Origin of the sequence: Paenibacillus sp. FSL L8-0435 (genome assembly GCF_037965655.1) — a bacterium.
Classification (GTDB): domain Bacteria; phylum Bacillota; class Bacilli; order Paenibacillales; family Paenibacillaceae; genus Paenibacillus.
Genome location: NZ_CP150185.1, coordinates 1,652,244 through 1,676,098 on the forward strand (window position 1 = coordinate 1,652,244; position 23,855 = coordinate 1,676,098).

The window sequence follows — 23,855 nt, forward strand, 5'->3', positions numbered from 1 at the left end:
CAGATGACCCAAAGCAAGTTGTATCATTGGCAACGGTATGGCCCGTTATTTTTCGCTGGATGAAGCCTTATGGATTAGCTGTAGCGATCTTGCTCATTTTTATCGCAGCAGATGCTGTCTTTGATTGGGGACTTGCCTTTGTACAGGGATTCTTCGTGGATGCTATTCATGATGGGGGAGAGGAGCAGTTAAACGCTACAGCGTTGATCTTTATCGCCATTCTGGCAGGGTTTATTGTATTGCTCGCGATGCATCGTTATGTGCTGGTATGGCTCAAGGAATCGATCCAACGGGATATGTCCATGGATCTGTTGAAACTGTTAAACCGGATGCCCTATTCCTGGGTGCGCAGACAGAAGTCCGGGGATGTGATGCTTCGTATCAAGGAAGACACCAAGCATGGTGCAGAAGTTGTGGAGGCTATTGCAGAGGGTGTTACGGTTGTACTCATCATTGCTCTATCGCTGGGATACTTGTACAGAGCAGATGCATGGGTTGCGGTTATTGCCTTGGTGAGTGCAGGGGCAATCTGGTTTACGGCGAGGTTGTATGATCAGCGAATTATACATCTGTCCGATGAGGTCGAATCCAGGGAAGGCGAGTCCCAAGAACAGATCCAACAGTATGTTGAAGGGATACCGGTGATTCAAGCCTATAATGCATCACCGTGGTTTCTCGCTCGTTTTCGGACACAACAGCAATCACTGAATCGTGTTCAGGCTAAGTTGCAGATGACCCTGAGCATGTCGGATAACGTGGCGATGGCGGTGTTTGGTCTGGCTCAATTGGCAGCGTTGTTCCTTATTGCTTTGTCAGCGGCTAGGGGAACTTTGTCTCCGGGCATGGTTGTTGCAAGTAGTCTGCTGTTTGAACTGGTGGTGTGGCCAGTACTCGGCTTGTCCAGCCAGTGGAGTCAGATGCAAGCCAGCGTGGGTGCATTTGGACGTATCTCTGCATGGTTGAAATTGGCGGAGAACAAGAAGACAGACGCATCCAATACTAAGCACGAGGAGCTTACACAGGGAATTTGTAACCAAGATCAAGGGAGTACACAAAAAGGGGCAAATAAAGAGAACGAAATTGTTATGCTACGTCTTCAACAGGTTACGGTAACCGATGAAAACAGTGGTCGGAAGATTTTGAATCAGATTACGTTTAATCTGGTTCCTGGTGAACTGGTTGCGGTAGTTGGCGCTAGTGGTGCTGGCAAATCTACACTGTGCCAAGTGTGTGCAGGGCTGATCCCGCCAACAAACGGAAGCATATTGCTGGGTGATAAACATGTTGCAGAGTATATAGAAATGGATAACCAATCCAGACTGACGTCTATGCCGCAGACACCAACTTTTTTCACAGGAACGATTGAAGATAATATTCGTCTGAGTTCAGACGTTACATTGGACAGAGTGAAGTTTGCGGCAGAGCAGGCAGGTTTGCATGAATATATTGAGGCACAGGAAGGACAATACGCAGCAATGTTGCATGAGAAAGGGGCCAATCTATCTGGAGGCCAACAACAGCGACTGTCGCTTGCCAGACTCTTTATGAGGTCATCTGACCTGTATATTCTGGACGAACCAACGTCATCACTGGATATTCAGACAGAACAGAAGGTGATGAATCACTTGTTGAGCTTTATGAAAGGCAGAATAGGATTGCTTGTCACACATCGCATGGAGGTTGCTAGTCAGTGCTCTCGCATCCTTGTGATGGAACATGGCCGAATTGCCGAGGATGGAACGCATGAACAACTGATGCAGAGGAAAGGATTGTATTATCGTATGAATGCAAGAGGTGGTGATACAACATGAATGAATCTGGGGTTAAGAAAGTAATGGATACGCTGGAGTTCTTGAGTCAGGATCGGGAAGCACGTCGTTTGTATGAAGAGCGGCAGAAATATTTGCATGACGAAGCTTCTATGATTGAATGGGCTAACTGAGTCTGAGATACAGTCATTGAAAGGCTAGGAGCGTATACAGTACAAACTAGTTGTTAATTAAGCTCTTATTGTATGTTGAAATGAATGCAATCGTTTTGTCCAACTAGGGCAGGACGGTTGTTTTATTTTGATGAAGGGGCTTCAAACGTTTTACAGTAAAACGCGGTTGCTCATTCGGGGCTGGGCCGTTAAACTAAAGGGAGCGGCGTTTGCTTGACGGACAAGTCATGAGAACGCCATTTTGTTGTCAAGGAATCGGGATATGTGCCGCTTTCGGATGTCAGAATCGGATCGGACCAAGCTGGTGGAAAAACACCGGTGATAAGTAAGGAGTCTTTACATGAGTGTGCAAACACCTACATTAGAAGAAGCGCAGGGTCTCCTGCAAAAATATTATGGCTACCCCGACTTCCGTGAGGGACAGAAAAAGATCGTAGCCAGCCTGCTCGAACGTGAAGATACGTTGGGTATTATGCCAACCGGGGGCGGTAAGTCGATCTGTTATCAGATTCCCGCTCTGTTATATTCGGGTCTGACACTTGTTGTCTCCCCGTTGATCTCATTGATGAAGGACCAGGTCGATGCGTTGACGACCGCCGGAATTGCTGCCGCGTATATTAATAGTACACTTAGCGGCAAAGAAGTGAATGATCGCATCCGCGCGGCGCAGCGCGGTGAGCTGAAGTTGCTCTATGTCGCGCCTGAGCGACTGGAGCTGGATTGGTTCCGCGAGGAGATGGGCTATTTACCGATCTCTTGCGTTGCCGTGGATGAGGCCCACTGTGTATCGCAGTGGGGGCATGATTTTCGGACAAGCTACCTGGCGGTAGCGCCGTTTGTGGACAGTTTGCCGGAGCGGCCGGTGGTTGCGGCCTTTACGGCTACAGCGACGCCCGAGGTTATGGGCGATATTCTGCGGCTGCTGCGTTTGCAGGACCCGCAGACATATGTGACCGGACTTGGGCGGGATAATCTGGCGTTTAGCGTGCTGCGCGGCGAGAGCAAGAAGGACTTTGTCCTGAATTATGCGCGCGAGCATGCCAGCGAGCCGGGCATTGTGTACGCCGCGACTCGTAAGGACGTGGACGATCTGCATCAGCGTTTGTTGCAGGCGGGATTGCCCGCAGGACGCTACCATGCCGGGATGACGGACGATGAACGGTCCCAGAGCCAGGAAGCTTTTTTGTACGATGATATCCGAGTGATGGTGGCGACCAATGCGTTTGGGATGGGGATTGATAAATCGAACGTGCGTTACGTTATTCATAACAGCATGCCGAAGAACATGGAGGCATACGTGCAGGAAGCCGGACGTGCAGGCCGGGATGGAGAGCCAAGCCAGTGTATTCTGTTATTCGGGGCACAGGACATTATCACCCAGAAGTTCCTGATTGAGCAGAATCCGATGGACGGCGACCGCAAACAGAACGATTACCGGAAGCTGCAACAAATGGTGGATTACTGTTACACGACGCGTTGTCTGCGCAGTGCGCAGCTGGATTATTTCGGTGAGGTGCATGACGATACACCTTGCGGTACTTGCAGTTCCTGTACGGACGACCGCGAGTTGGTAGACATGACGATTGATGCACAGAAAATATTCAGCTGCATTCACCGCATGCGTGAACGGTATGGTGTATCGCTGGTCGCTTCGGTACTCAAAGGCTCCCGTGCCAAAAAAGTGCTTGATTATGGCTTCAACTCTCTGCCAACCTACGGCGTGATGGGTAATCGGACAGAACGTGAGATATCGGAGATCATCAACGTGATGGTATCCGAAGGGTATCTGATGCTGTCTGAGGGACAGTATCCAGTTGTACGTCTGCAACCACTAGCGGTGGAAGTGCTCAAAGGCCAGCGTGAAGTGATGCAGCGTGTTGTCCGCAAGACAGCAGCAACGGCTTCGGGTACGAACTATGGTGGACGTCGCGGACGCGATGCGATGCCATCTGCGGTTAATGAGACGGTATTTGAACAGCTTCGCCTAATCCGGCGTGATCTGGCGGCGAAAGAGCATGTACCATCGTACATTATCTTCAATGATGCGACCCTGCGTGAGATGAGTGTGGTATGTCCACAGACAGAACGTGACATGCTGGATATCAAAGGGGTCGGTGAGGTCAAGTATCGCAAGTACGGACTGCCGTTCCTAGAGTTTTTCCAGAAGCAATCGGGCGAAGAAGTGGATACGGATGACGATGCTTTTTACGAGTATGAGTAGGTATGAGTGAGTTATGATCAATTATGAGCGAGTTTGGCTGGTTGGGATGAAGTGAGGATTGTTTTTACGTTCGCGCTTTCAGGTCTTTGAAGTTCATGACGCGTAAAGCTTAATTGATTAAAAGTTGATATATATGCTTCGTGCAAGTCGATGATTTATCCATGATACGGGAAAAGTGTTTGGCACAGGTTCGACGCTAGAGTCTCAAGCTTCAAAGCTCAAGACAGTAATATGTGGATATCGAATTTTGGATGGAATGCGAATGAGGTATTTTACAGATTGAAGTGAGTTTGAAGTTGGTTGTCGTGTCTCTGTAGAGTGGACAAATGGTGGCGAATTGTCTTTCAAAGGGTGGACATTGGCGTTAGGAATGGCTGACCGCATCTTATACAATATGTAGGTTCGATGTGCTTTTTTTATACTGTATGTTGTGGTTTGGGTTTAGCGAGGTGTATATGTCTTTTTGAAAAGAGTGTCCACTCTTTGAAAGACAAAAGTTGGATATGTCCATGAGACATGGAATGGCGAGTTCAAAAGAGGTTTAGATGAACAGCATCCGGGGCAGGATGGCTGTGCAGCTTTCTTTTTACCAAAAAAAATATGGTCTGGGTGTCCAGGCAAAGGTTGTGAACCATGAAGGTTATTCTTTCTACATTAAATGCAAAGTACATCCATACCTCCTTGGCCTTGCGGTGTCTGAAGGCATACAGTGAGAAGGATTTTGATATTGACCTGGCGGAGTATACGATTAAGGACCCGGTGATGAACATTGTATCTGATCTGTACCAGCGCGGTGCGGACGTGATTGGGTTCTCGTGTTACATCTGGAACATTGAAGAGACGATCAAGGTCATTGATAATCTGAAAAAGGTTATGCCTGACGTGAAAATTCTGCTGGGTGGACCGGAAGTGTCCTATGACACGGAATATTGGATGAACCGAATTCCAAATGTGGATTTCATCGTGATGGGTGAAGGGGAAGAGACGCTGCATCAGCTTTTGATGGAGCTGGAAGGGAGTAAGAAGTTCCACTTTGTCTATGGACTGGCGTATCGCAAAGGGGAAGAGGTCATTCTCATGCCAGGACGGCCAAAGGCGGATCTGAACGATCTGCCTTCACCGCATCGATTTGAAGAGGATATTCCGGAGCTTGGGAAACGGGTTGTTTATTTTGAGACCAGCCGTGGCTGTCCGTTCAGTTGTCAGTTCTGTCTGTCTAGTATTGAAGTGGGTGTGCGGTATTACGATATTGAGCGGACGAAGTCGGACATTCTGTACCTGATCGAGAAGGGTGCGAAGCTGATCAAATTTGTGGACCGGACGTTCAACATCAAGCGGGATTATGCGCTCGAAATGTTCAAATTCCTGATCGAGAATCATCAGGGGACGGTGTTCCAGTTTGAAATTACAGCGGATATTATGCGTCCCGAGGTGCTCGACTATCTGGCAGAGAATGCGCCGCCGGGCACATTCCGCTTCGAGATTGGGGTTCAGTCCACGAACGATCCGACAAATGAACTGGTGAAACGCCGCCAGAACTTTACCAAGCTGAGCCGTACGGTCAACAAGGTCAAAGCTAGCGGCAAAATCGACCAGCATCTGGATCTTATCGCCGGACTGCCGGAAGAAGATTACAATACGTTCCGCAAAACGTTTAACGATGTGTTTGCACTGGGCCCAGAAGAGCTTCAGCTCGGATTCCTCAAAATGCTGCGTGGTACGGGGCTGCGTCTGGATGCGGAAAAGTACAACTACACGTATATGGATCACGCGCCATATGAAATTCTGGGTAGTGACGTGTTGCCGTTCAGCGACATCGTACGCCTGAAGCGGCTGGAGGATGTGCTGGAGAAATACTGGAATGCACACCGGATGGACCATACGCTGAAGTATCTGATGGAGCAGGAGTTCAATTCACCGTTTGATTTCTTCCAAGCATTTGGGGATTATTGGGAAGGTCAGGGTTGGCAGAAGATTGGTCATCAACTGGAGGATTTGTTCACTCGTCTGCACAGCTTCCTCGAGTCGCGGAACACGCCGCATATGGATATCGTGCTCGGTCTGATGAAACTGGACTATTTCCTCGGTCACAAATACAAACCACGCAAAATCTGGTGGGAAGATCCACTCCAGAAAGACCAGTGGGCGGGTTATATGAAAACGTTGGCTGAACGTCCGGAAGACGTTCGACTGCCACGTGTTGCCGGCGCCGCAGGCACGGCGTGGCTGGAAAGCAGCGGCACGGGTCCGAGTGCCGCTGGGGCAAGTTCGGCTGCTGCCGAGGAAGACTCTGCCGCAGATGCGGCGGGTGTAATCGGCAGCGAAGCCGGGGTTGCAGCGTCGCTCACTTCGGGCGACGCAACAGGGTCCGCCGCGGATGGAGCGGCGGACATGGTGGACGGCAACGCTTCGCGTGCGTTGCCGATGACCTCGGCCATGACCGCACAGACGGTCATGGGTGCCCGTGCTTTCGCCGACCTTGGTCTCGGCGAAAAGGAACTGCAGAAGCACACCGTATTGGATGTGCTTCCGTTCCGGCTTGAGCGTGTGCTAGCTGGCGCCAGCCCGCTTGCCGCGAAAGGCCGGACGCTGCTGGTCGTTGTGTACCAGCAGCATGAAGGGCAGCAGGCGCAGTATTACACGCTGCCGCTGGGAGAAGAAGCCGCTGCCATGTAGATGCAGCGACCTAGGGGTTAGCTGCATGGCCGATTGGCGGCATGCAGCGGGAGAAGCGCCACGGCTTAGCGGTCGTGGCGCTTTTTGTACGCATCACGGCTATGCGCTCGTGATGCTGCAACGGCGAGCACCGCGGTTATGGACGCCGTGCCATCCCGTGAGGTGCTGCCCCATTGGGCGCAGCACCTCACCCTTACGCGGCTTGCCACTGCATAAGCCGCGCTCCGCTCCACCTTTTAAAAAATCATATGTTTCGAAAGCATCGGAAGGTCGTCTAATTCTCTATGGGATGAAGAAGGGCCTTCCTTTTGTTTTCAAGGTCACGCCAGAGGAACTGGAAGAAGTCAAACGAGAAATCAAGGCTCATATGACCTATTACAACCACTACAGATACCAATGGAACTTAAAAAAGGATGACCCTTATAGGGTACAGTTTAAACGAAGGCCTACTTTAAGTTGATTTACATATTACTGCATCAATAATACGGTTATCGGTTCGAGATCATGGTACAGTTGAAAAAACGATCCGTTTTATCAAAGCTTGCGGCTGTTACTTGGGGATGTGATCGCAATGGATAGGATGATGGGAACAACATTTGGAAGATGAACGGGTTATTAGAATAGCACTAAAAGCAGGCCCAGAAGCATATTTATTGAAGTCACATCAATCCCAAACATGGCCCAACCAATCAAACGTTAAAAAAGGCTCAACAGTATGGCTGCTGATGTATAAACAATGATCGAACTAGGCAGAGAAACACTAAGGAGGGTTCATATGAAAGCTGTGATTTGCACCAATTACGGACCGCCAGAAGTGCTACAGATGAAAGAGATGGAAAAGCCTAAACCGAAAGACCATGAGGTTTTAATTAAAGTTTTTGCAGCCACAGCACATATTGGCGATACCCGTATTCGAAGAGCTGATCCATTCTTGGTGAGACTTGTATTCGGCATGCTCAAGCCCAGGAAAAATTTAATACTTGGCCTGGAAATATCCGGTGTGATTGAGTCGGTAGGGAAAGACGTACAATCCTTTAAGGAAGGAGACAAGGTCTTTGGGCTTACAGGGTTTTGTGGAGGTTATGCCGAATACATTTGTTTACCTGAAAAAGTGAAAAACGGAACCGGTGAAAAAAAAGGAATGGTTGCAATAAAGCCCAACCATTTATCCTACGAAGAAGCTGCGGTCGTTCCATCGGGAGCACTTACAGCTTTGAAAAATTTGCAAAAAGCAAAAATCAAGCCAGGTCAGAAAATATTGATCAATGGAGCATCCGGCAGCCTAGGGACGTATGCGATTCAACTTGCGAAATACTATGGGGCAGAAGTCACAGCGGTGTGCAGTAAAAGTAATTTTGGATTGGTAGAATCTATAGGAGCGGATAAAGTAATCGATTATACCGAAGAAGACTTTACGCAATCAGAAACTAAATACGATATCGTTTATGATGCCGTAATAAAAGCCAAACCCTCACAATGCCAAAAAATCCTAACACCCAATGGTGTTTTTCTAAACAACAGTCGACTTCCGAAAATGGAAGCAGCCGATTTACTCTTTCTCAAAGAGTTGATCGAGGAAAACAAACTAAAACCGATCATCGATCGAACCTATGCTTTGGATGAAATTGTGGAGGCCCACCGATATGTGGATACCGGGCGTAAGAAAGGCAATGTGGCAATAACGGTCAGATAGAATGAAGGATGTATATAGGAATCAGCTTTACGCTGAGGCCATGTTTTAGGGAAAAAGGTGCTGAAGATCGGCTGAGGAAAAGGTCAATCCCTGCGATACCACAGGGAGCGTAAAGCCACTGATCTATGGGGATGGATCTTATGCAGCATGAAGGGCATCAGGCGCAGTATTACATGCTGCTGCTGGGAGCGTAAAGCCGCTTCCATGTAAATGCAGCGGCTCTGGGGTTAGCTTGCATGGCCAATTGGCGACATGCAGCAGAGAGAAGCGCTACGACTATGCGGTCGTGGCGCTTTTATTGCATGCATCACAGCGTAGTCCTCCGTAATGCTGCTGGTATGATGAGCACCGCGGTTATTAAAACGCGGTGCAACCCTATGAGGTGCTGCACCCATTGTACGCGGCACCTCACCCTGACACGGCTTGCCATTGTATAAGCCGCGCTCCGTTTTACCTTTTACATCACTAAAAGCATCATTTAGGTCTGAGAAAACATCGTGATATAATTAACCAAAACCGATTAGGGCAGGAGAGCTATAGAAAATGGATGATTTTACTAAGAAGCGGATTCAAAAGATTATGGATAATTACACCCAAAATGCAGTACCCGAGCACGTGAAAAGCCAGATGAAGATAAGTTATAAAATCAGAGGAAATCATGTGACGTTAATTGAAGAAAGGCAAGCCTTTCGAAGCGAGCAATGGGTACAGATGCCGGTAGCACAGTTCAGATTGGATGAGAAGGCATGGAAAGTGTATTGGCAGGACAGTAAAGGCAGATGGCATTTCATCGATGATATCGAACCGAACGAAGATTTTGAAACACAACTCAAGATCGTTGACGAAGGTCATAACGGAATGTTCTGGAATTAATTTTTCGAAAAAAAGAGTTGGAGAGTTGAGTAAGATAATTAACATTAAAAGATATGAATGTCAAACTTGAAACCATTGAAGAGACGGATTCATTCTTTAGCTGGCATTCATCTTTAAAGAGAATTTGGAGGCCACAGAATGGACCTGAAGACATACCTGGCAGAGCATTTTCCAAACCTAACATTAGAAAAACCGCCTCTTTTCTATGATTGGGATGTTGCAATACGATTCGAACTTGGCAATCCTCTGATGTTTGGAATGAATACGGAGCATTACATGGAACGAGTTTACCATCGATCGCTTGATTTATTTAAGGCTCTCCATGGTCAAGAAGATGAAGTCCTATTAATAACTCAAGCTTATTTTACTGATAAGTCTAAACACAAAGTGAAGAAGTTGAACCTGTACAGGAAATATATCAAGAAGAAAGAGCCGATTAGAGCCTTGAGACTTGAGATACTTTCAGGTTTGGATTGTGAACCGGATGAAACCCCAGACCCAAGGAACAACATGTATAGGTACTGGACTAAATGTAGAGTTGAGGACTTGAAATATAATCAGTTAATCAGAGCTATATGTAATCATGATGTTGGAATTAAGCCAATGATTTATCATAGGGTGTATTTCATTAATATTAGTAAGAAAACGATATTTCATATCTATGATGATAGAGGTTGCGATGTTATTTCAGCATCAAGAGAAGAGCTAATGGATATTTATAAAGAATTTAATGGTTGGATTTTAGATTATGATCGAGCCAGAATTAACAATGTATTTCTAGGATAATGGGGTGGATGATCCAAGATAATTTTCTGATGTTGATCGCGCAGGGATAATGTATTATTTGAAACACAGGTTTGGAAAGAACTTCAAGGGTGTTCAGATGTAAGGAGTTAGGATTATGGATAACAAAGAAAAGAAGTTACTCATTGTTATGATTGTACTTGCTGTAGTTGTATTAGGAGTTATATGGTACCTGAAAGTAGGCTATCTATTAAGGAAACCGGAGATGCCCGAAGCAAATATTGCAATTCAGACTCAAATGGTGGATGGTGGTGCGATCAGTTTACGAAATGCTGATTACACGGAAAATCAAATCAAGGTTGGATATGAAGTGAAAGGGTACAGTTTGGAGGAATATAACATTGCTTGTGAGCTTTATCGTGACGGACATTTGATTTCAACTTCTGGCTCAACAGGTGGAGGTTTGATAGAACTGGACGAAAAGCATTATTACTTCATCGGTTATGAGAATATAACTGAGATGACTTTGCCTGAATCTATACATCTAAACGTGGAGATTAAAGTGATACCCAATGATTTTAGACAAAAATCGATAACTTCATCCTATGACGTAAGCCTAGATAAAGAAGTGCAATAGATAGAAGAGGACTGCTATTACCGGTGATTAAGACAACTGTTAAAGGGATGAGTGTTGTATGATAAAACCTTAATTCAAATGGTACTTCTCCATAACGGAGTCACGGAAAGTTTCGTATTCGGATAACTCTTCTACAGTGGAGGATTGATGTACACTATATTGAGTTATCCCTTCAAGGCTGAATTTGCCTAAATTATCATTGATCAATCCGTAATCACCAAAGGTATTTTTCATCAAGAAAAGCACACTTTTATCACCCTTCTGCAATTCTACATAGTCATTAGCTGTATATTTGACGTCTCCTTCCAGGCTAACGGGTTCGATGATTGTCAATTCGTTCTGATCTGAAGGGAAATCTTCGGGTTTCTTCAATATCTTTTCAATCTTGATGTTTGTGTTGGTGTGAAAGGATTGCATGGTCCCATCATCAAATGCAGTAATAACATGCTCTCGATCTCTGAAATCTTCTATTGCATAACCAATAACGATCAGTTCAGCGAATGCATCCAGCTTATCTATTTCATGAAATGTTAAAGAGTTGGCTGAAAGGTTGACGACGTTATGAATGGGCACGTCCGGTTTCGATTGACCATTTACGTAAGCGATTGCACCAGCAGAGATAGCCAATACGAATAAAGAGACTAGAACAACCTTCTTTTTGAAAAAAGACATGATCTCATCCTCTCTGTTAGATTTAGTATATTGAAAGTATTTTGCTTCATTTCTACTATACACATATTTGAAAATTATTGTAAATTGGTTGTGCCAAACTAAAAGTGGTAAAGCGGTGGAACAAACGAGGAGATGGTACGAATGGATCAACAAGAATATGGCCGCTATTTATTATCGATGGGCGGAGAAGATATTGAGCGAGAAGATGATGAACAGGTTGAGGCAGACCATCTCTACGGATTTTTTCAATGGTTTATGCCATCGGGAGCAGGGATTGAACGTGTGTTTGAGCCGATTCCAGAGAGCCAGTGTTTTCTGGACAGAATACGTCTGATCTATGAGATGTTGAATCCAGAGGAATTCGCTGGCGAATATGTGCCGGGTTATTTCAATGGTGGACATGAGGATGCTTCCGAGGAAACGCTCCGTGGTCTAGGGGAAGAACTAATTCAAAGATTGAAGAGTCTGTTCTCCATGGTGCCGGAGGATGATGAACTAGCAGACGTAGCTAAGAAAGCATACGGGGCTTTGGCGTGTGTAAAGGAAGTGGTTGCACTACCACCAGGGGAAATTAGCAAGTTAGAACAAGGACTGATTCAAGGCACGGATGAAGAGGATAGCGAGGTCGTTTACGAAGCACTTGGTGACCTACTTCGCTCACGCAAAGATTACAATGAAGCTATCGAAATATTGAGCGAAGCCTACTATTCCATCGCTTGCGATTATTGGGTAGCCTATTACTTGCAATGGCCCCGTTATCAAGGTTTGCAAGAGGCGGAAAACTGCTTATATCCATACTTTGAGCTATACTGCTATGGCTATAATCTTCATTGGACACAAACGAAGCTATACATTGGTAAACGTTAAAACGTTACGATTGTTTGTATAATTGATATGGTATGAATTGTGGAGGGGACAAAATATGTTTGCTGATCTATATAACAGACGCGGTATTACTTTACCTGCTACAATCGTTGAGGAGTTAGAAGTTCATCTTCAGAAACAGAAGGATTACAAGTTTTTTCTCCGATTAATGCAGCGCGACGAGATCGTTGAATCATTGGATGATATGGCTGGAATAGAGGTGTACCACAATATGATTCCTTTATGGACAGATGATCATTCGAACTACATAGGCTTACATGTGGAAGGTGCATGCCAGTACAGGATAAGTTATATCAGCCATGAGGAGACGGATATAGCTCCAGCATATAGAAGTGCAGGCTCATTCATACGTGAACTGGAACGAAATCCTCATCAGGATTGGGATGAATTGAAGAAAGACTATCCCAGCGATATTGAACTTAGTAGAGATCAAATGAATGAAGACTTAAGTTGTATTCATGAATTGAACGATGTAATTGAGTCTGATCCACGATTAAATGAGGATGTTCGTTGTCAGTACATTTATTGCATTATGGCATTAACCCCGCAAAGCCATCTGGATTCTCTGATGAAATATATAGATGATGAAGATATGTATGTTCAAGAGAGAGCATGCCAGATTATGGGGTTCCATCGTTACACGCCGGCTAGAGAAAAATTAGTAGAAGTCTCCAAAAAAGGAATGCATAATGGGAAACTAGCGGCCAAACGAGCATTAGCCAAAATGAGAGAACAACGAAAAGAAAATAAGATAAAATAAATCTAATGATAAGGGTGATCGATATGGAACGAGGACTCATTATATTTTTGAACGGAACGTCAAGTTCGGGGAAGACAAGCATTGCGATGGAAATGAAAAATCAGGGAGACATTCCGTTTCATCATCTATCTGTAGATCAATTTCTGCATAATTATGATCAATTTATCGACAATACATATCCAGATATGAAACCAACAAGAGAAGTGGAACACCATGTGATGACCGATATCCTGTTCGACCCCATCAATTCGTTGTACTGTGCAACCATTAAACTGTTTTCGGAGATGGGTCTGAATGTCATCGTGGATACGGTCATCAGCAATGACAAGTGGTTTAACGATTTTTATGAGTTACTATTGGATTATCCGATATTGTTTGTAGGTGTACACTGCTCGAAAGAAGAACTCACCAGAAGAGAGCAGAGCAGGGGAGATCGCGAGATTGGACTTGCCCATTCCCAGTTCGACTACATCTACTCTTATGATGAATATGATCTGGAAGTGAATACGGAAGAGCTTAGCTCAGCTGCATGTGCGGATAAGATATTAAGTTATATGAAGTCTGATCAGGAATACTCGGCATTTAAGAAATTAAGCAGAAGAGACTGAGGCTGTTTGCGTCAGATCATATGAGATCCATTCCAATGAAAGTTAGGGGTGCGGCCAAATCTTTTTCTTAGCGTTGCCAGGACCTAATAAGTAGATTTCATCAACATTCCCATAAGTATTAGAAAATGAAATTGTGAAGTCTTTACTACCACCGATAGGAAGTTTACTGCCTTTAATCTGAATGTAAAGTGAATTGTTATGATGTGAGAGGTAGTAGCCGTGATATCTGCTAATACTGTCTGCAAATCCACCTTGTATAGTAATAAGCTCAGGAGAAACTTCAGTTCTCGTAACCATTGTCTCGTCAGGATCGACAACTTTGTTCAACATATAAAATCCAATGATAATAGGAACAACGATAATAAAAACTGCACCAACAATAATGCCATACTTCATGCTTGGTCGCATACTCATTATTCACCTCCATAATTAGATGATAGGAATCGATGTCTCAACACTCATTGGGCATCGATTTATAATATTTAATCAGAACAGAATTCAACGTTTAGAAATATTAGGCTCATTTAAATAATATACTAATTCATTTTTTTGTAGAGATAGGTGGAGGTCACCGATGGAAATTAACGCTAAGAATCCAGAAGATCATATCCAACACATGTTACACGCGATCATCGAACAAACACAATCCATCATTAACGATCAAGGAAAGCAGTCCTTCGGCTCACTGGAATATTTCCTGGGACATATTTTAGAGTATAGGGATGAACAGCAATACCTGACAGATGATTGGCATATCCGAACACCGCGCTGGCTAGGGGAGTATGGAAATACGCCGGAGGAAGAAGAGCTTCTTTCAGACATCTACCGACTGCAAGGGTATATCGCTGAGAAATTAAAGGGCGGATAAAAGGCTTGCCATGTCGCATTAGTCCGGCTCAAATGTCGCAAAAGTACATGGTAACACGATACGGAGATCGTATATACTCTCTTTATGTGTCGATAATGAAAATCATTATCAGTATTAACCATAAGGGGGATTCATCATGAATCAAGGAACAAAGAGGCAGGCTGCCGGAAGCAAAGCATATACTGCTCACAAATCACGATTATTCCTGGGCTTGATGTTGGCCCTTATTCTTGTCCTGACGGCTTGCGGTGCCGGCACAGGTACAGATAGTGGCAATCCGTCTGCGGCAACGCCAGCGGAGACACCTGCGAATGCAGAAACACAGACCGACGGAGCTTTTCCCGTAACGATCAAGGGTATGAAGGGTGACATCACTCTAAACGAAAAACCACAGAAAATTGCAGTACTTGATGTTAAATTTCTGGATCAAATGTTAGCCGTTGGCGAGAAGCCGGCAGGTAGTGTTATCGCTGGAGGTAATACGGAATTTCCAGAATACTTAGGCGATCAACCGAGTGACGTACAGGTTCTGGGTACACGGGACGAGCCTAATCTGGAAGCGATTGTAGCATTGGACCCGGATCTGATTATCATGACGGACTTCCAGGAGAAACAGTATGAGAGTGTAAGCAAAATTGCACCTACCCTGGTACTTGATTTTTACGAAGATTGGCGTGATACGTTAGCTACAGTGGCTAAGATTACAGACAAGCAGGACGAGGCAGAGAAAGTGCGCACAACGTATGAAGACAAAATTGCCGGGCTAAAGACAAAATTGTCAGAGAAGCTGGGCGATGAAACGGTGGCGATCATTCGTCCACGAAAAGAAGGAATTCGTGTTCACGGTATTGAGCACCGCATTGGCGGTATTATGTACAATGACTTGGGGCTGAAAATGCCTGCTCTGGTACAGGAGATTAATGAAGATGGTTCCGTAGAAATCTCGATGGAAAAAGTGCCTGAGATTGGGGCAGATCGTTATTTTGTGCTGTCGGATGAGCTGTTTGCTGCAGAAGCGGAGGCGATGGTGAACAATCCGGTATGGCAGTCTCTTGATGCTGTGAAAAATAACCGCACGTATGACGTAAACTCCACACTGTGGATTGCATACTACGGACCGCTTGCGATTAATCTGATTGTAGATCAGGCAGCGGAAGCCCTGCTCGGATCGAACTAATATGAACCCATATCTCTCGACAGACTTATGGAAAGAGACGGTAGAGGATCATTCGATTTTGCTTGGTGAGCCGCCTGAACATAGTGTCCGTACCATTGCTTTGAGTGAGTTGCATGACGAAGAGGCGTGTCGAGAGTATATCCGCTGGTTTCAGAATTATATCGATGCGCCTGACATGAAAGTCGCAGCCTCCATGTTAGCCAAGCGGCTTGGCTTTCTATGGACGACTCCGCTCGTGACCGCGATGACGTTTCATCATCAGCATGTAACCTTTCAGCTGGAGAACAGCTTTCTCTATCATCCGGCGCTCTCAGATCATGAGGGCGGCACACGATTTCCTTTTTTAGCGGTGAATGGGCTTCAGGCTGAAGGACTAACGGGAGACAGGGGAGCATGGCGCGAAAAGGTGCTCGAGGAGATGTTTGCGGTACAGCTTACACCTCTGTTAAAGACACTTGCTGCGATTGCACCTCTTTCGATGAGTATTCTCTGGGAGAATATTATGGTACGGATTGGCCGACTATTCGCTCCTGATGAAGCCGAGACTGAGCAGGAAAGTAAGATCATTCGAGAGGACTTTTCATATCTGACGCAGGTAGCATCTGGGGAAGTGTTTGGTGAGAGGAAGAATCCGTTAACCCGCTTCACCGATTGTAAGGACAATGTGCATGTTGCCAAAAGCGAGCGAATTACCTGCTGTTTCTATTACCAGATGTCAGGCGAATATTGTCTCAAATGTCCGAAAATTGACAATGAGAAAGAATCTCAACTAAAATGACAACAGCAAGAATTTTACCTTTGCGATTGTCAGGAGATGAGAGAAATGCCGCTGCAAGAACAGACAAGTCTATGGAGTGATACGGCGATCAAGATGCTTGACGGGGATAGCGGTACTTTGCAGACAGGCAGCGTTTTACACGAAACGGATATAACTTCAAATGTGCTGCTGCTGGCATATGGAGGGGAAGGGGAGCTTGCAATGGATGGCGAGGGTTGCCACATTGGAGCTTCTTTTGCCTGTCATGTGGTGAAGGGATCATCCTTTACGCTGACGGCCAGATCAGAGGACATTCATTATATTGTCATTATGTACAAGGCTTCTTCCATAGGGGGAGCCTCTCTTGTTGTACCTTCATATCGCAAGCACCCGCTGCGCAGGTCATTTGTTCAAAACTCGGCAACCCATGCGGAATGGATCGAAAACGCCGAAAAAATCGTTGTCAAATGGCGCCGCGGTGAAGGACTGGAACGTTTCTATGCCAACGCTTTGCTTCAAGGAATGATCTACGAGCTGATCATGGAGTATGAACGGGGGCAAGGGGGAGCGGAGTCCGACATGGTGGATGTAGTCGCTTCTTATATCACATCGCACTATCGTCAAAACTTGGAGCTAAAAGAGCTGGCAGCCCTGGCGGGCTGTAGTGTAAGACAGCTGCAGCGACGATTCAAACAAGAGAAGCAGCTTGGACCGATGGAATACGTCATTCAGCTGCGTATGGAAAGTGCCTCACGCATGCTGCGTCATACGGATGCGTCCATTGGGGAAATTGCTGAAAAAATGGGCTACCGCGACATGTATTATTTCAGTAGGGCATTTAAAAAATATAATGGCGTCCCACCGCTACATTACCGGCATGCCGCCGCTTCGAGAAGAGATGCAGACTATGCGAATGCTTTGCTGCAACATCGCACAGCTTCTTCCTATGAATCAGCCGAAGGCCCGGTCATCTGCCATATGCGCGGGGAGTACACCGTCACCGAAATACCACAGCGTATAGCTGTCCTCGATGTGCAATATGCTGATCATTTGCTTGCACTGGGCTTGTCTCCGGTAGGAAGTGTCGGACTTGGAAGTACCGTGTTAACGTTCCCTCAATCACTCCGGTCAGGACTCCAGCATACAGCATTACTTGGTACGTATGAATACCCCGATCTCCAGGCGGTAGAGCGACTTGCGCCGGATCTGATTATTTGCACCGAGGTGCATGATCAGCACCATGAACTGTTAAGTGGAATCGCTCCAGTACTCATGTTCAAGCGTAACGAAAACTGGCAGACCATTCTAAGTCTGTTCGGTGAACTGACAGGCAAGCGAGCAGAGGCCAAGCAGATTATCGCGGATTATCATCGCCGAACAGCTTTGCTATCCGAGGAATTGTCCTCCGTACTGGCAGGAAAAAGTGTGGCATTGATTCGTCCACTCGATTCCCTCGTGCGCGTCCATTCTGCTGCTCATCGCACAGGCGCTGTGCTGTACCGTGATCTGGGTCTGCCCGTTCCGTTGTTTGTAGCAGATACCGCCGACACGGCCTATCATATCTCGGTTGAGAGATTACCTGCAGTACAAGCTAGCCACTACTTTTTGCTGAGTAATGAGCTTATGCAGGATGGGATATCTGCGACAGAGACGAGGGTTTTGGAAATGCTGGATGGGGGTGAGCAACAGTGTGTACACTCTGTTGATGCTGCAACATGGATCGGCTGTTATGGGCCGATAGGTGTTAATGGGATTGTGGGTCAGATCGAGCAGGCGTTGTTGGGGTGAGGGGGAGTTATACAATTACTCCCCTTATTTCAGTATATTCAGAGTTCATCGAATTAGTGGAGAACTTCTTCAAACAGAGATGTATCATAGTTAAGAATGCAGTCATTCTATTATGTAGATCGCATTTGTTTCTTCATTTTATTGTTACTGAGAACGTTGACAGAAGTAATTGACGAAAGATACAATCCATATATTCCCTATAGTTTCAAATTGTTTATATAGATTGATCGTTTTAAAAATAACTTCAACTCTCTATTTGGAATTTGATTTTTTGGATATACCTTCAGGAAGTGATAGTGTCTTAATACTTAAAGGATCGTAGTTCACGAAAACAAATACCTTCTTTTTCTTATCGCCTTCAATGTAGCCGTGGAGGCCTAACGACTTGCTTAAATCGGGAGGAGAGAATCTATACTCCGTAAAACGAACGGTTTCACCGTACTTTTCGAGAATATAATTTGCAGCGAACTTCTCGGCGGAGGATACAATCATCTTTTCCTCTTTGGAGGCACATGCTCCAAGCAAGAAAGATGAGATAATTAAGATTACAAACAGGAAGAAAGGTTTTCTCAAAAGGGACACCTCTACTTTCATATACTGGTATTAATATACTATAAAGATTGAATTATCACTAGTTTACATAATCATATTGAAATGTTCAATTCAGGAGGTACTTATGCGGAACGATTACATTAGCGATGAGTTGTATAAGGAAATATCTGACTTAGCCTACCAGAAAAACGTTACTGCTGGAACATCCCTTACGGAGGAGGGTGATTATGCACAATGGAAGGTCATTGAACCTGAAGGTGCTAAGCTCCACAATAAAGTGTCGGGTTTTGATTCCGTCATCCTCCACAACAATCAGACGAATCAGATTGTCATCGGTTACCGCGGAACGGAGCCAGATGGGAGCTGGCTTGGTAGAGCGGCCGATTACGAAACAGATGTGTTCGATGTTTTAGGTGGACGTACCAGAGAACTGGAGGATGCCGTAACTGATCCTAATCATCATAACATTTTCAAGAAAAGTTTTATTCAATCCATTAAGGACGATATCGATTGGGAGAACAACCAATTTCATCAGGCGGAAGTACTTTATGAACAAGTCAAAGCAAAATATCCTGACGAAAGTATCTCTCTTACGGGACATTCGCTTGGAGGTGGTTTAGCGCAATATGTGGCAGCGCGACAGGATTTGTCGGCCATGACATACAGTGCTCCGAGTGTAACCAATCTGCTGGACGATGCAAGCTTGGCGAAAGTGAACGAAGGTTACTATGATAAAAAAGTGGTAAACATCGTTCAGCCAAACGATTCAGTAGGTGCAGGAGGACTTTTTGAATATGACAGACATGTTGGCAGCACGTACTACAAAGGCCAGGATTTTGACTCGGCCAATGCGATGTACCAAAACTGGAGACTGCAATTCCAGCTCATGGTGCCGATTAGTCCGATGGGGCCCAGCGGCCCGTTAGTAACATACAATTTCCCAATTGATATCGACCTAGACAAGTTTCAGGTCGGTAATATTGTTCGATTGATGGACTCGTTTTCCAAGGAAGAAGGCAAAGGATATCACTCGATGAACCAGTATCAGTTTGATGAACAGGGAAACTTGGACGGTCCACTTATCGATCGCGCCACGGGGAAACAAATTGACATCTCACCACGCTGGAATGCTTATCAGGAATCACGGATGGCTTTGTCAAACATCGTTGGAGGGTTTGTGGCTCCCTTGATTGCGGCTGTATCCAATGGAAAGTCAGGTCAAGGTGGTGGGACAATCCGACTAACGCCGGAGGAATTGGCACAGGCAGCCAAGGAAATGCGCCTTAGTCTGAGCGGGTTTTCCAATGATGCACAAGCTTCCATCCGAATGTTCGAGGCTTATACTTCCACAAGTGAAAGCCATTCCTTCACGTCAATCGCTTACGAAGCTACGGCGACACTGGAACGAATTAACCGTTGGTATCAGGAATCCATCAGCGAGATTGCCGAGTACATTGAACGCAAGCACGAAGATTTCGTTCAAGCAGACCAGTTCTTAACGGGAGGTAATTGACATGGGAAGAATATCGGTATCTTTATCCGATCTGAGAAGAGCCGTTCAGCAATGTGAGCAGTTGCAGGAGCGCTTAGTGCAGCAGGAGCAGAAGATGCGTTCAATACATAGTAGACTGGAGCAAGATTGGGCAGGAAATGCTGCCACAACGCTAGGATTCAAAATGCAATCTTTCCTGAACGGGACATTCAGCCGAATGGATGAATTGGAGGCGCATAAAGAAGCATTGCGACGATACATTCACAGAATGGAGGAAGCTGACCGTGAGGACTTCAGAGACCGGAGGGAGCACAGCTTGCTGAGCTGAGATATTCGAACAGTGGTATGCAGATTCTGCAGCAACAAAGATCGGCACAGGGTTGTAATGTAGAAAGCCTGAATATCAATCCACGAAGTTATGACATTCAGATGATGTGGCGAAGCGATACGCTCTACCTTTTTTAAAGTTGATAGGTTCCAAATGCATCGGAAGGTCTTCGGATTCCCTATGGGATGAAAAAGGACCTTTTTGTTTTATTACTATAATGAAAGGTTCCACTGCGTACTCGCATTCTGTAAAACCCTGCATATATTCATCGTATTTAAAGCTCATTGGATCGATTGGATAAGGGGTTGAGTAAACTAATAAATCTCCTTTATTCGCCAATTTCCTTTCGTAAATGTAACAATATGGGTTATCATATATGTAGTTCAGGCACTAGTAGGAGGTTGAAAGTTGGTGAAGAATCATTTGTATTTCTGAATTCCGACTTCAAGGAAGTTCAATTATCATCAACCGATTTAATCTATAATGTGTTTAAAGATATGTATACGTATATAAGTGTTGAAATCACAGACGACATTTTATCGAATAAGGTATCGCTAGAAAAAGAATCGAGAAATCAACTGATTAAGGATATTGGAGTGCTTAAACAAGATTTGGAGTATATCGATAGTCAATTTAACGAGGATATTCTGAAAGAACAAAGTCCTAAGTGGATTGAAAACAAATGGAAAGAGTTAATTGGAGAGATTGTAAATAGAAATGCGGATTATAAGTTATATGAAAGAATGAAAACGAAATATAATCTATGAGTATTTCTTGTAAGGAAATTAATATCTTAATAACAACATATCTACGCCGTGTTGCTTTCACTTCTTGGTCTATAGAGGATATTCGAAGAAATGGAGTCAGCAGGTAACCATGCACTACCTTACTGAATTGCGGCAAGTCGCTGGACTCTTAAGGGTAGTGAGGGTTTGTAGATACAAGTTATCAATAAAACTTTTTGGGGAGAACTGATGGAACCATTACAGATTATCAAAACGCCTCCATACTTTAAGATTCTAAATTGTAATATCACGAAAGTTTTAGATGAATTACTAATAGAAGATAATTCTATTTTATTTTTAGACATTTACCATGAAGAAGATCTCGATACCTACTTATCTAAAAATAAAATATTAAAGTTAGATAATGTGATACAAATTATCGATAATTCAAATAAGATGAGTTTTATACCATATATCAAATCGAAGAAAGATTTATTAGATCATTATAGGTACCAAGACTGGGACTTTTCTTGTATTGTCTTTGATAAAAATTTTAAGTGTCTTTTCTACATAAGAGGGATAGATGATGCAGGAGAGAATGGAATTAGAATAAAAGAAATGGAGCCCAACCTATATAATAAATACTTTTTAAATTATCAAGATTAGAAGGTAACTCTTACGAAGGCGAGAGCTAATGTGAAGTGATTTGAAGAGATGTTGAAAGAATGTATGGTATAACGATGCATTACCGCTGATTCACGAAGTTAAGTGAAAGACTATAAGGAGGGATATAATGAAGCTTTTTCGTGGAAAAGAAGCCTTAATTCAAGGGACTGATCTTATAAAACCTTCAATAGATACGCCTCTTGGAACAATTGAACTTTCTCTTGCTGTCTCCAGCGAATTTTATCTTCCTAGTCACTGTGCTCAGCTCAAACATGGCGGATCACTCTACCAATATTACTACGACTCGTTTGATTGCGAGTTAGTGCTCTGTAATCTGAACCATAATCCTTCTTCACCTCAGGAAGTAGACGAATGCTGGGGAGCCGTATTTAGAATCAAACCCAATGCATATCATCAGACAAGCACGTGTAGCTTTTCTGCTTCGTGGATAGAGGTATACGGCTGGGAAGATTACGGATCTGACACGGGAGAAAATCTTGAAGCTGTCGAATATGAGAATGAACAGTACCGCTTACACATAGGAACCCAAGAAGAACCACTGATAATGGGAAAAAGAAACCAAGGTGATATGATTCCTAAATCTCTTGCTTTGAACTCTGCTTTTGAGAAGTATAGTTTTGTCTTACATTCTGATCAAGGCATTGAAGTATCTATGACAGAGATTGATTCCCACCAGATATGCCAAGTACATTTTTTAATAGCGTGGAAGAGAAAAATAGAAGAGGATATTTCTACTTGGTTAGCTGTAGATCAGCCTACGAAAGAAATCTTAAAGGGAGAAGATATTTGGTAAACTATAAACGAAAATAGTATATAAAGAACAAGAGATACATCCTTGATCAAGTAGTGGGAGAAGTGTGGTACTTTACCTATATATATAGGATAAATTTTGATATACGTCTAAGGTAGAAGGAGAGAATGTAAATGAACAACATAAACTCTCATAATTGCAACCTAAATATAAGGTATGACATGCCTGATGAGGTGTGGGCTAAAGTTTCTAAAGTATATGAGCGGATGCCAGGGTGGATTGGTTATAAAAGTGGAATTCCACATTGGTTTGGAACCGAAGAGGATGATGTCTTTATTGAAGCATCTGTTGAGCCTAGTGGATTATCATTTTATGCACAGATGAATAACGATGATTGGACTTCATGGATAGAAACGTTCAAGTTGGAAGCGTCAAAAATATTAGGTTTTGATGTTGGTGAACCTGAACATGGATATATGTGATGAATGAAGGAGGATGTAATGATGAATGGATATGGTACATTACATGAGTCAAACGGTCGTTATGCTTTGAGGTTTGAACGATTTCTTCATCATAATCCAGAAGATGTTTTCCTTGTGATCACGAAGCCTAATTCCTTCGCCCAATGGTACCCTTTCGCAACAGGAGAGATGGATCTGAGAATTGGTGGCAGGATTGCCTTCGATGATGGTGAAGGAACGACATATGAGGGGACCATTACAGAGTTAGAAAAGCCATATGTATTTGGTTTCCGTGAAGTTGATGATCTGATTAACATTTCATTGCAGAAAGAAGATAAAGGATGTCGAATGATCTTTACCCATACGTTTAACGATGATTCATGGGCAGTGAATACCGCTGCGGGATGGCATAGGTGTCTGGATGTATTGGTTCAAATTATCAATGGTAAGCCCATTCAGTGGCACGATAACTCAATTGAGTTGCGTAAAATCTATAGTGAAGCATTCAAGATAAAAGATTAACAGAATTAAAAAAAGTTATTTCAATATAACATCCTA

Annotated in this window: 25 protein-coding genes; 22 read left to right on the forward strand and 3 right to left on the reverse strand. The window is 44.3% G+C overall.

The genetic code is table 11. The features are described 5' to 3' along the window. Positions 1-59: 59 nt before the first annotated feature. The 8 genes from NST33_RS07445 (at position 60) to NST33_RS07480 (ending at position 10,786) form a co-directional block, all read left to right on the forward strand. Positions 60-1,811, forward strand: coding sequence for an ABC transporter ATP-binding protein (locus NST33_RS07445; protein WP_237176445.1), 1,752 nt, complete (start codon positions 60-62; stop codon positions 1,809-1,811). After that, positions 1,808-1,942 carry a hypothetical protein gene (locus NST33_RS07450; RefSeq protein WP_272907618.1) on the forward strand — a complete coding sequence of 45 codons (135 nt, stop codon included), beginning with the start codon at positions 1,808-1,810 and terminating at the stop codon, positions 1,940-1,942. The genes NST33_RS07445 and NST33_RS07450 overlap by 4 nt, the downstream gene beginning before the upstream one ends. A gap of 340 nt (positions 1,943-2,282) precedes the next feature. Further along, complete coding sequence (recQ, locus tag NST33_RS07455) at positions 2,283-4,163, forward strand: DNA helicase RecQ (RefSeq protein WP_036610632.1); 1,881 nt, start codon at positions 2,283-2,285, stop codon at positions 4,161-4,163. A 633-nt stretch (positions 4,164-4,796) separates the two neighbouring features. Beyond that, complete coding sequence (locus NST33_RS07460) at positions 4,797-6,839, forward strand: B12-binding domain-containing radical SAM protein (RefSeq protein WP_339307382.1); 2,043 nt, start codon at positions 4,797-4,799, stop codon at positions 6,837-6,839. 775 nt (positions 6,840-7,614) lie between these two features. Then, positions 7,615-8,532 carry an NAD(P)-dependent alcohol dehydrogenase gene (locus NST33_RS07465; protein WP_221822520.1) on the forward strand — a complete coding sequence of 306 codons (918 nt, stop codon included), beginning with the start codon at positions 7,615-7,617 and terminating at the stop codon, positions 8,530-8,532. A 543-nt stretch (positions 8,533-9,075) separates the two neighbouring features. Beyond that, on the forward strand, positions 9,076-9,405 hold the full coding sequence (locus NST33_RS07470) for a DUF3024 domain-containing protein (protein ID WP_260632869.1): 330 nt from the start codon (positions 9,076-9,078) through the stop codon (positions 9,403-9,405). 138 nt (positions 9,406-9,543) lie between these two features. Continuing rightward, on the forward strand, positions 9,544-10,191 hold the full coding sequence (locus NST33_RS07475; RefSeq protein WP_221822521.1) for a DUF3885 domain-containing protein: 648 nt from the start codon (positions 9,544-9,546) through the stop codon (positions 10,189-10,191). Positions 10,192-10,306: 115 nt separating this feature from the next. Continuing rightward, a complete protein-coding gene (locus NST33_RS07480; protein WP_221822523.1) occupies positions 10,307-10,786 on the forward strand; it encodes a hypothetical protein in 480 nt (159 codons plus the stop codon). Positions 10,787-10,855: 69 nt separating this feature from the next. Here the strand turns inward: NST33_RS07480 and NST33_RS07485 are convergent, their stop codons facing one another. Then, the gene (locus NST33_RS07485; RefSeq protein WP_221822525.1) at positions 10,856-11,458 is read right to left on the reverse strand and encodes a hypothetical protein; all 603 of its coding nucleotides are present in this window, start codon (positions 11,456-11,458) and stop codon (positions 10,856-10,858) included. Between the two features lie 141 nt (positions 11,459-11,599). Here NST33_RS07485 and NST33_RS07490 point away from each other — a divergent pair, with 141 nt between their 5' ends. From NST33_RS07490 to NST33_RS07500, 3 genes are read left to right on the forward strand one after another with little or no spacing between them, the layout of a single operon-like run. Then, entirely contained in the window at positions 11,600-12,325 is a 726-nt protein-coding gene (locus NST33_RS07490) for a hypothetical protein (protein WP_221822527.1), read from the forward strand. Positions 12,326-12,380: 55 nt separating this feature from the next. Then, a complete protein-coding gene (locus tag NST33_RS07495; protein ID WP_210107471.1) occupies positions 12,381-13,103 on the forward strand; it encodes a HEAT repeat domain-containing protein in 723 nt (240 codons plus the stop codon). Between the two features lie 23 nt (positions 13,104-13,126). Further along, on the forward strand, positions 13,127-13,711 hold the full coding sequence (locus NST33_RS07500) for a chloramphenicol phosphotransferase CPT family protein (protein ID WP_221822530.1): 585 nt from the start codon (positions 13,127-13,129) through the stop codon (positions 13,709-13,711). A 42-nt stretch (positions 13,712-13,753) separates the two neighbouring features. Here NST33_RS07500 and NST33_RS07505 read toward each other — a convergent pair whose 3' ends face one another. Continuing rightward, positions 13,754-14,125 (reverse strand): hypothetical protein, encoded by a 372-nt coding sequence (locus tag NST33_RS07505; protein ID WP_221822532.1) that lies wholly within the window; start codon positions 14,123-14,125, stop codon positions 13,754-13,756. A gap of 160 nt (positions 14,126-14,285) precedes the next feature. Here NST33_RS07505 and NST33_RS07510 point away from each other — a divergent pair, with 160 nt between their 5' ends. From NST33_RS07510 to NST33_RS07525, 4 genes are all read left to right on the forward strand, one after another. After that, positions 14,286-14,579: a hypothetical protein gene (locus NST33_RS07510; protein WP_339307385.1), complete on the forward strand. Its 294-nt coding sequence runs from the start codon at positions 14,286-14,288 to the stop codon at positions 14,577-14,579. A 136-nt stretch (positions 14,580-14,715) separates the two neighbouring features. After that, positions 14,716-15,756: an iron-siderophore ABC transporter substrate-binding protein gene (locus tag NST33_RS07515; protein ID WP_339307387.1), complete on the forward strand. Its 1,041-nt coding sequence runs from the start codon at positions 14,716-14,718 to the stop codon at positions 15,754-15,756. 1 nt (position 15,757) lies between these two features. Next, on the forward strand, positions 15,758-16,534 hold the full coding sequence (locus NST33_RS07520) for an IucA/IucC family C-terminal-domain containing protein (protein WP_339307389.1): 777 nt from the start codon (positions 15,758-15,760) through the stop codon (positions 16,532-16,534). A gap of 45 nt (positions 16,535-16,579) precedes the next feature. After that, positions 16,580-18,301 (forward strand): helix-turn-helix domain-containing protein, encoded by a 1,722-nt coding sequence (locus tag NST33_RS07525; protein ID WP_339307391.1) that lies wholly within the window; start codon positions 16,580-16,582, stop codon positions 18,299-18,301. Between the two features lie 252 nt (positions 18,302-18,553). Here NST33_RS07525 and NST33_RS07530 read toward each other — a convergent pair whose 3' ends face one another. Further along, positions 18,554-18,895, reverse strand: coding sequence for a hypothetical protein (locus tag NST33_RS07530; RefSeq protein ID WP_339307393.1), 342 nt, complete (start codon positions 18,893-18,895; stop codon positions 18,554-18,556). An 82-nt stretch (positions 18,896-18,977) separates the two neighbouring features. Here NST33_RS07530 and NST33_RS07535 point away from each other — a divergent pair, with 82 nt between their 5' ends. The 7 genes from NST33_RS07535 to NST33_RS07565 all read left to right on the forward strand — a co-directional run bounded on the left by NST33_RS07535 (position 18,978) and on the right by NST33_RS07565 (position 23,819). After that, positions 18,978-20,366 carry a hypothetical protein gene (locus NST33_RS07535; protein ID WP_339307395.1) on the forward strand — a complete coding sequence of 463 codons (1,389 nt, stop codon included), beginning with the start codon at positions 18,978-18,980 and terminating at the stop codon, positions 20,364-20,366. A gap of 1 nt (position 20,367) precedes the next feature. Beyond that, entirely contained in the window at positions 20,368-20,673 is a 306-nt protein-coding gene (locus NST33_RS07540; RefSeq protein ID WP_339307397.1) for a WXG100 family type VII secretion target, read from the forward strand. 401 nt (positions 20,674-21,074) lie between these two features. After that, a complete protein-coding gene (locus NST33_RS07545) occupies positions 21,075-21,440 on the forward strand; it encodes a hypothetical protein (protein ID WP_339307399.1) in 366 nt (121 codons plus the stop codon). A gap of 207 nt (positions 21,441-21,647) precedes the next feature. Next, positions 21,648-22,064: a hypothetical protein gene (locus NST33_RS07550; RefSeq protein WP_339183111.1), complete on the forward strand. Its 417-nt coding sequence runs from the start codon at positions 21,648-21,650 to the stop codon at positions 22,062-22,064. Positions 22,065-22,191: 127 nt separating this feature from the next. Continuing rightward, positions 22,192-22,878 (forward strand): hypothetical protein, encoded by a 687-nt coding sequence (locus NST33_RS07555; protein ID WP_339307401.1) that lies wholly within the window; start codon positions 22,192-22,194, stop codon positions 22,876-22,878. A gap of 131 nt (positions 22,879-23,009) precedes the next feature. Continuing rightward, a complete protein-coding gene (locus NST33_RS07560; protein ID WP_339307403.1) occupies positions 23,010-23,318 on the forward strand; it encodes a hypothetical protein in 309 nt (102 codons plus the stop codon). Positions 23,319-23,336: 18 nt separating this feature from the next. Beyond that, the gene (locus tag NST33_RS07565; RefSeq protein ID WP_339307405.1) at positions 23,337-23,819 is read left to right on the forward strand and encodes an SRPBCC family protein; all 483 of its coding nucleotides are present in this window, start codon (positions 23,337-23,339) and stop codon (positions 23,817-23,819) included. Positions 23,820-23,855: the final 36 nt, after the last annotated feature.

What these genes read in the sequence shown, in the direction of transcription:
- NST33_RS07445 (WP_237176445.1), top strand. Translation starts at nt 60, where the DNA reads ATGAAGCCTTATGGATTAGCTGTAGCGATCTTGCTCATTTTTATCGCA.
- NST33_RS07450 (WP_272907618.1), top strand. Translation starts at nt 1,808, where the DNA reads ATGAATGAATCTGGGGTTAAGAAAGTAATGGATACGCTGGAGTTCTTG.
- recQ (WP_036610632.1), top strand. Translation starts at nt 2,283, where the DNA reads ATGAGTGTGCAAACACCTACATTAGAAGAAGCGCAGGGTCTCCTGCAA.
- NST33_RS07460 (WP_339307382.1), top strand. Translation starts at nt 4,797, where the DNA reads ATGAAGGTTATTCTTTCTACATTAAATGCAAAGTACATCCATACCTCC.
- NST33_RS07465 (WP_221822520.1), top strand. Translation starts at nt 7,615, where the DNA reads ATGAAAGCTGTGATTTGCACCAATTACGGACCGCCAGAAGTGCTACAG.
- NST33_RS07470 (WP_260632869.1), top strand. Translation starts at nt 9,076, where the DNA reads ATGGATGATTTTACTAAGAAGCGGATTCAAAAGATTATGGATAATTAC.
- NST33_RS07475 (WP_221822521.1), top strand. Translation starts at nt 9,544, where the DNA reads ATGGACCTGAAGACATACCTGGCAGAGCATTTTCCAAACCTAACATTA.
- NST33_RS07480 (WP_221822523.1), top strand. Translation starts at nt 10,307, where the DNA reads ATGGATAACAAAGAAAAGAAGTTACTCATTGTTATGATTGTACTTGCT.
- NST33_RS07485 (WP_221822525.1), bottom strand. Translation starts at nt 11,458, where the DNA reads ATGTCTTTTTTCAAAAAGAAGGTTGTTCTAGTCTCTTTATTCGTATTG.
- NST33_RS07490 (WP_221822527.1), top strand. Translation starts at nt 11,600, where the DNA reads ATGGATCAACAAGAATATGGCCGCTATTTATTATCGATGGGCGGAGAA.
- NST33_RS07495 (WP_210107471.1), top strand. Translation starts at nt 12,381, where the DNA reads ATGTTTGCTGATCTATATAACAGACGCGGTATTACTTTACCTGCTACA.
- NST33_RS07500 (WP_221822530.1), top strand. Translation starts at nt 13,127, where the DNA reads ATGGAACGAGGACTCATTATATTTTTGAACGGAACGTCAAGTTCGGGG.
- NST33_RS07505 (WP_221822532.1), bottom strand. Translation starts at nt 14,125, where the DNA reads ATGAGTATGCGACCAAGCATGAAGTATGGCATTATTGTTGGTGCAGTT.
- NST33_RS07510 (WP_339307385.1), top strand. Translation starts at nt 14,286, where the DNA reads ATGGAAATTAACGCTAAGAATCCAGAAGATCATATCCAACACATGTTA.
- NST33_RS07515 (WP_339307387.1), top strand. Translation starts at nt 14,716, where the DNA reads ATGAATCAAGGAACAAAGAGGCAGGCTGCCGGAAGCAAAGCATATACT.
- NST33_RS07520 (WP_339307389.1), top strand. Translation starts at nt 15,758, where the DNA reads ATGAACCCATATCTCTCGACAGACTTATGGAAAGAGACGGTAGAGGAT.
- NST33_RS07525 (WP_339307391.1), top strand. Translation starts at nt 16,580, where the DNA reads ATGCCGCTGCAAGAACAGACAAGTCTATGGAGTGATACGGCGATCAAG.
- NST33_RS07530 (WP_339307393.1), bottom strand. Translation starts at nt 18,895, where the DNA reads ATGAAAGTAGAGGTGTCCCTTTTGAGAAAACCTTTCTTCCTGTTTGTA.
- NST33_RS07535 (WP_339307395.1), top strand. Translation starts at nt 18,978, where the DNA reads ATGCGGAACGATTACATTAGCGATGAGTTGTATAAGGAAATATCTGAC.
- NST33_RS07540 (WP_339307397.1), top strand. Translation starts at nt 20,368, where the DNA reads ATGGGAAGAATATCGGTATCTTTATCCGATCTGAGAAGAGCCGTTCAG.
- NST33_RS07550 (WP_339183111.1), top strand. Translation starts at nt 21,648, where the DNA reads ATGGAACCATTACAGATTATCAAAACGCCTCCATACTTTAAGATTCTA.
- NST33_RS07555 (WP_339307401.1), top strand. Translation starts at nt 22,192, where the DNA reads ATGAAGCTTTTTCGTGGAAAAGAAGCCTTAATTCAAGGGACTGATCTT.
- NST33_RS07560 (WP_339307403.1), top strand. Translation starts at nt 23,010, where the DNA reads ATGAACAACATAAACTCTCATAATTGCAACCTAAATATAAGGTATGAC.
- NST33_RS07565 (WP_339307405.1), top strand. Translation starts at nt 23,337, where the DNA reads ATGATGAATGGATATGGTACATTACATGAGTCAAACGGTCGTTATGCT.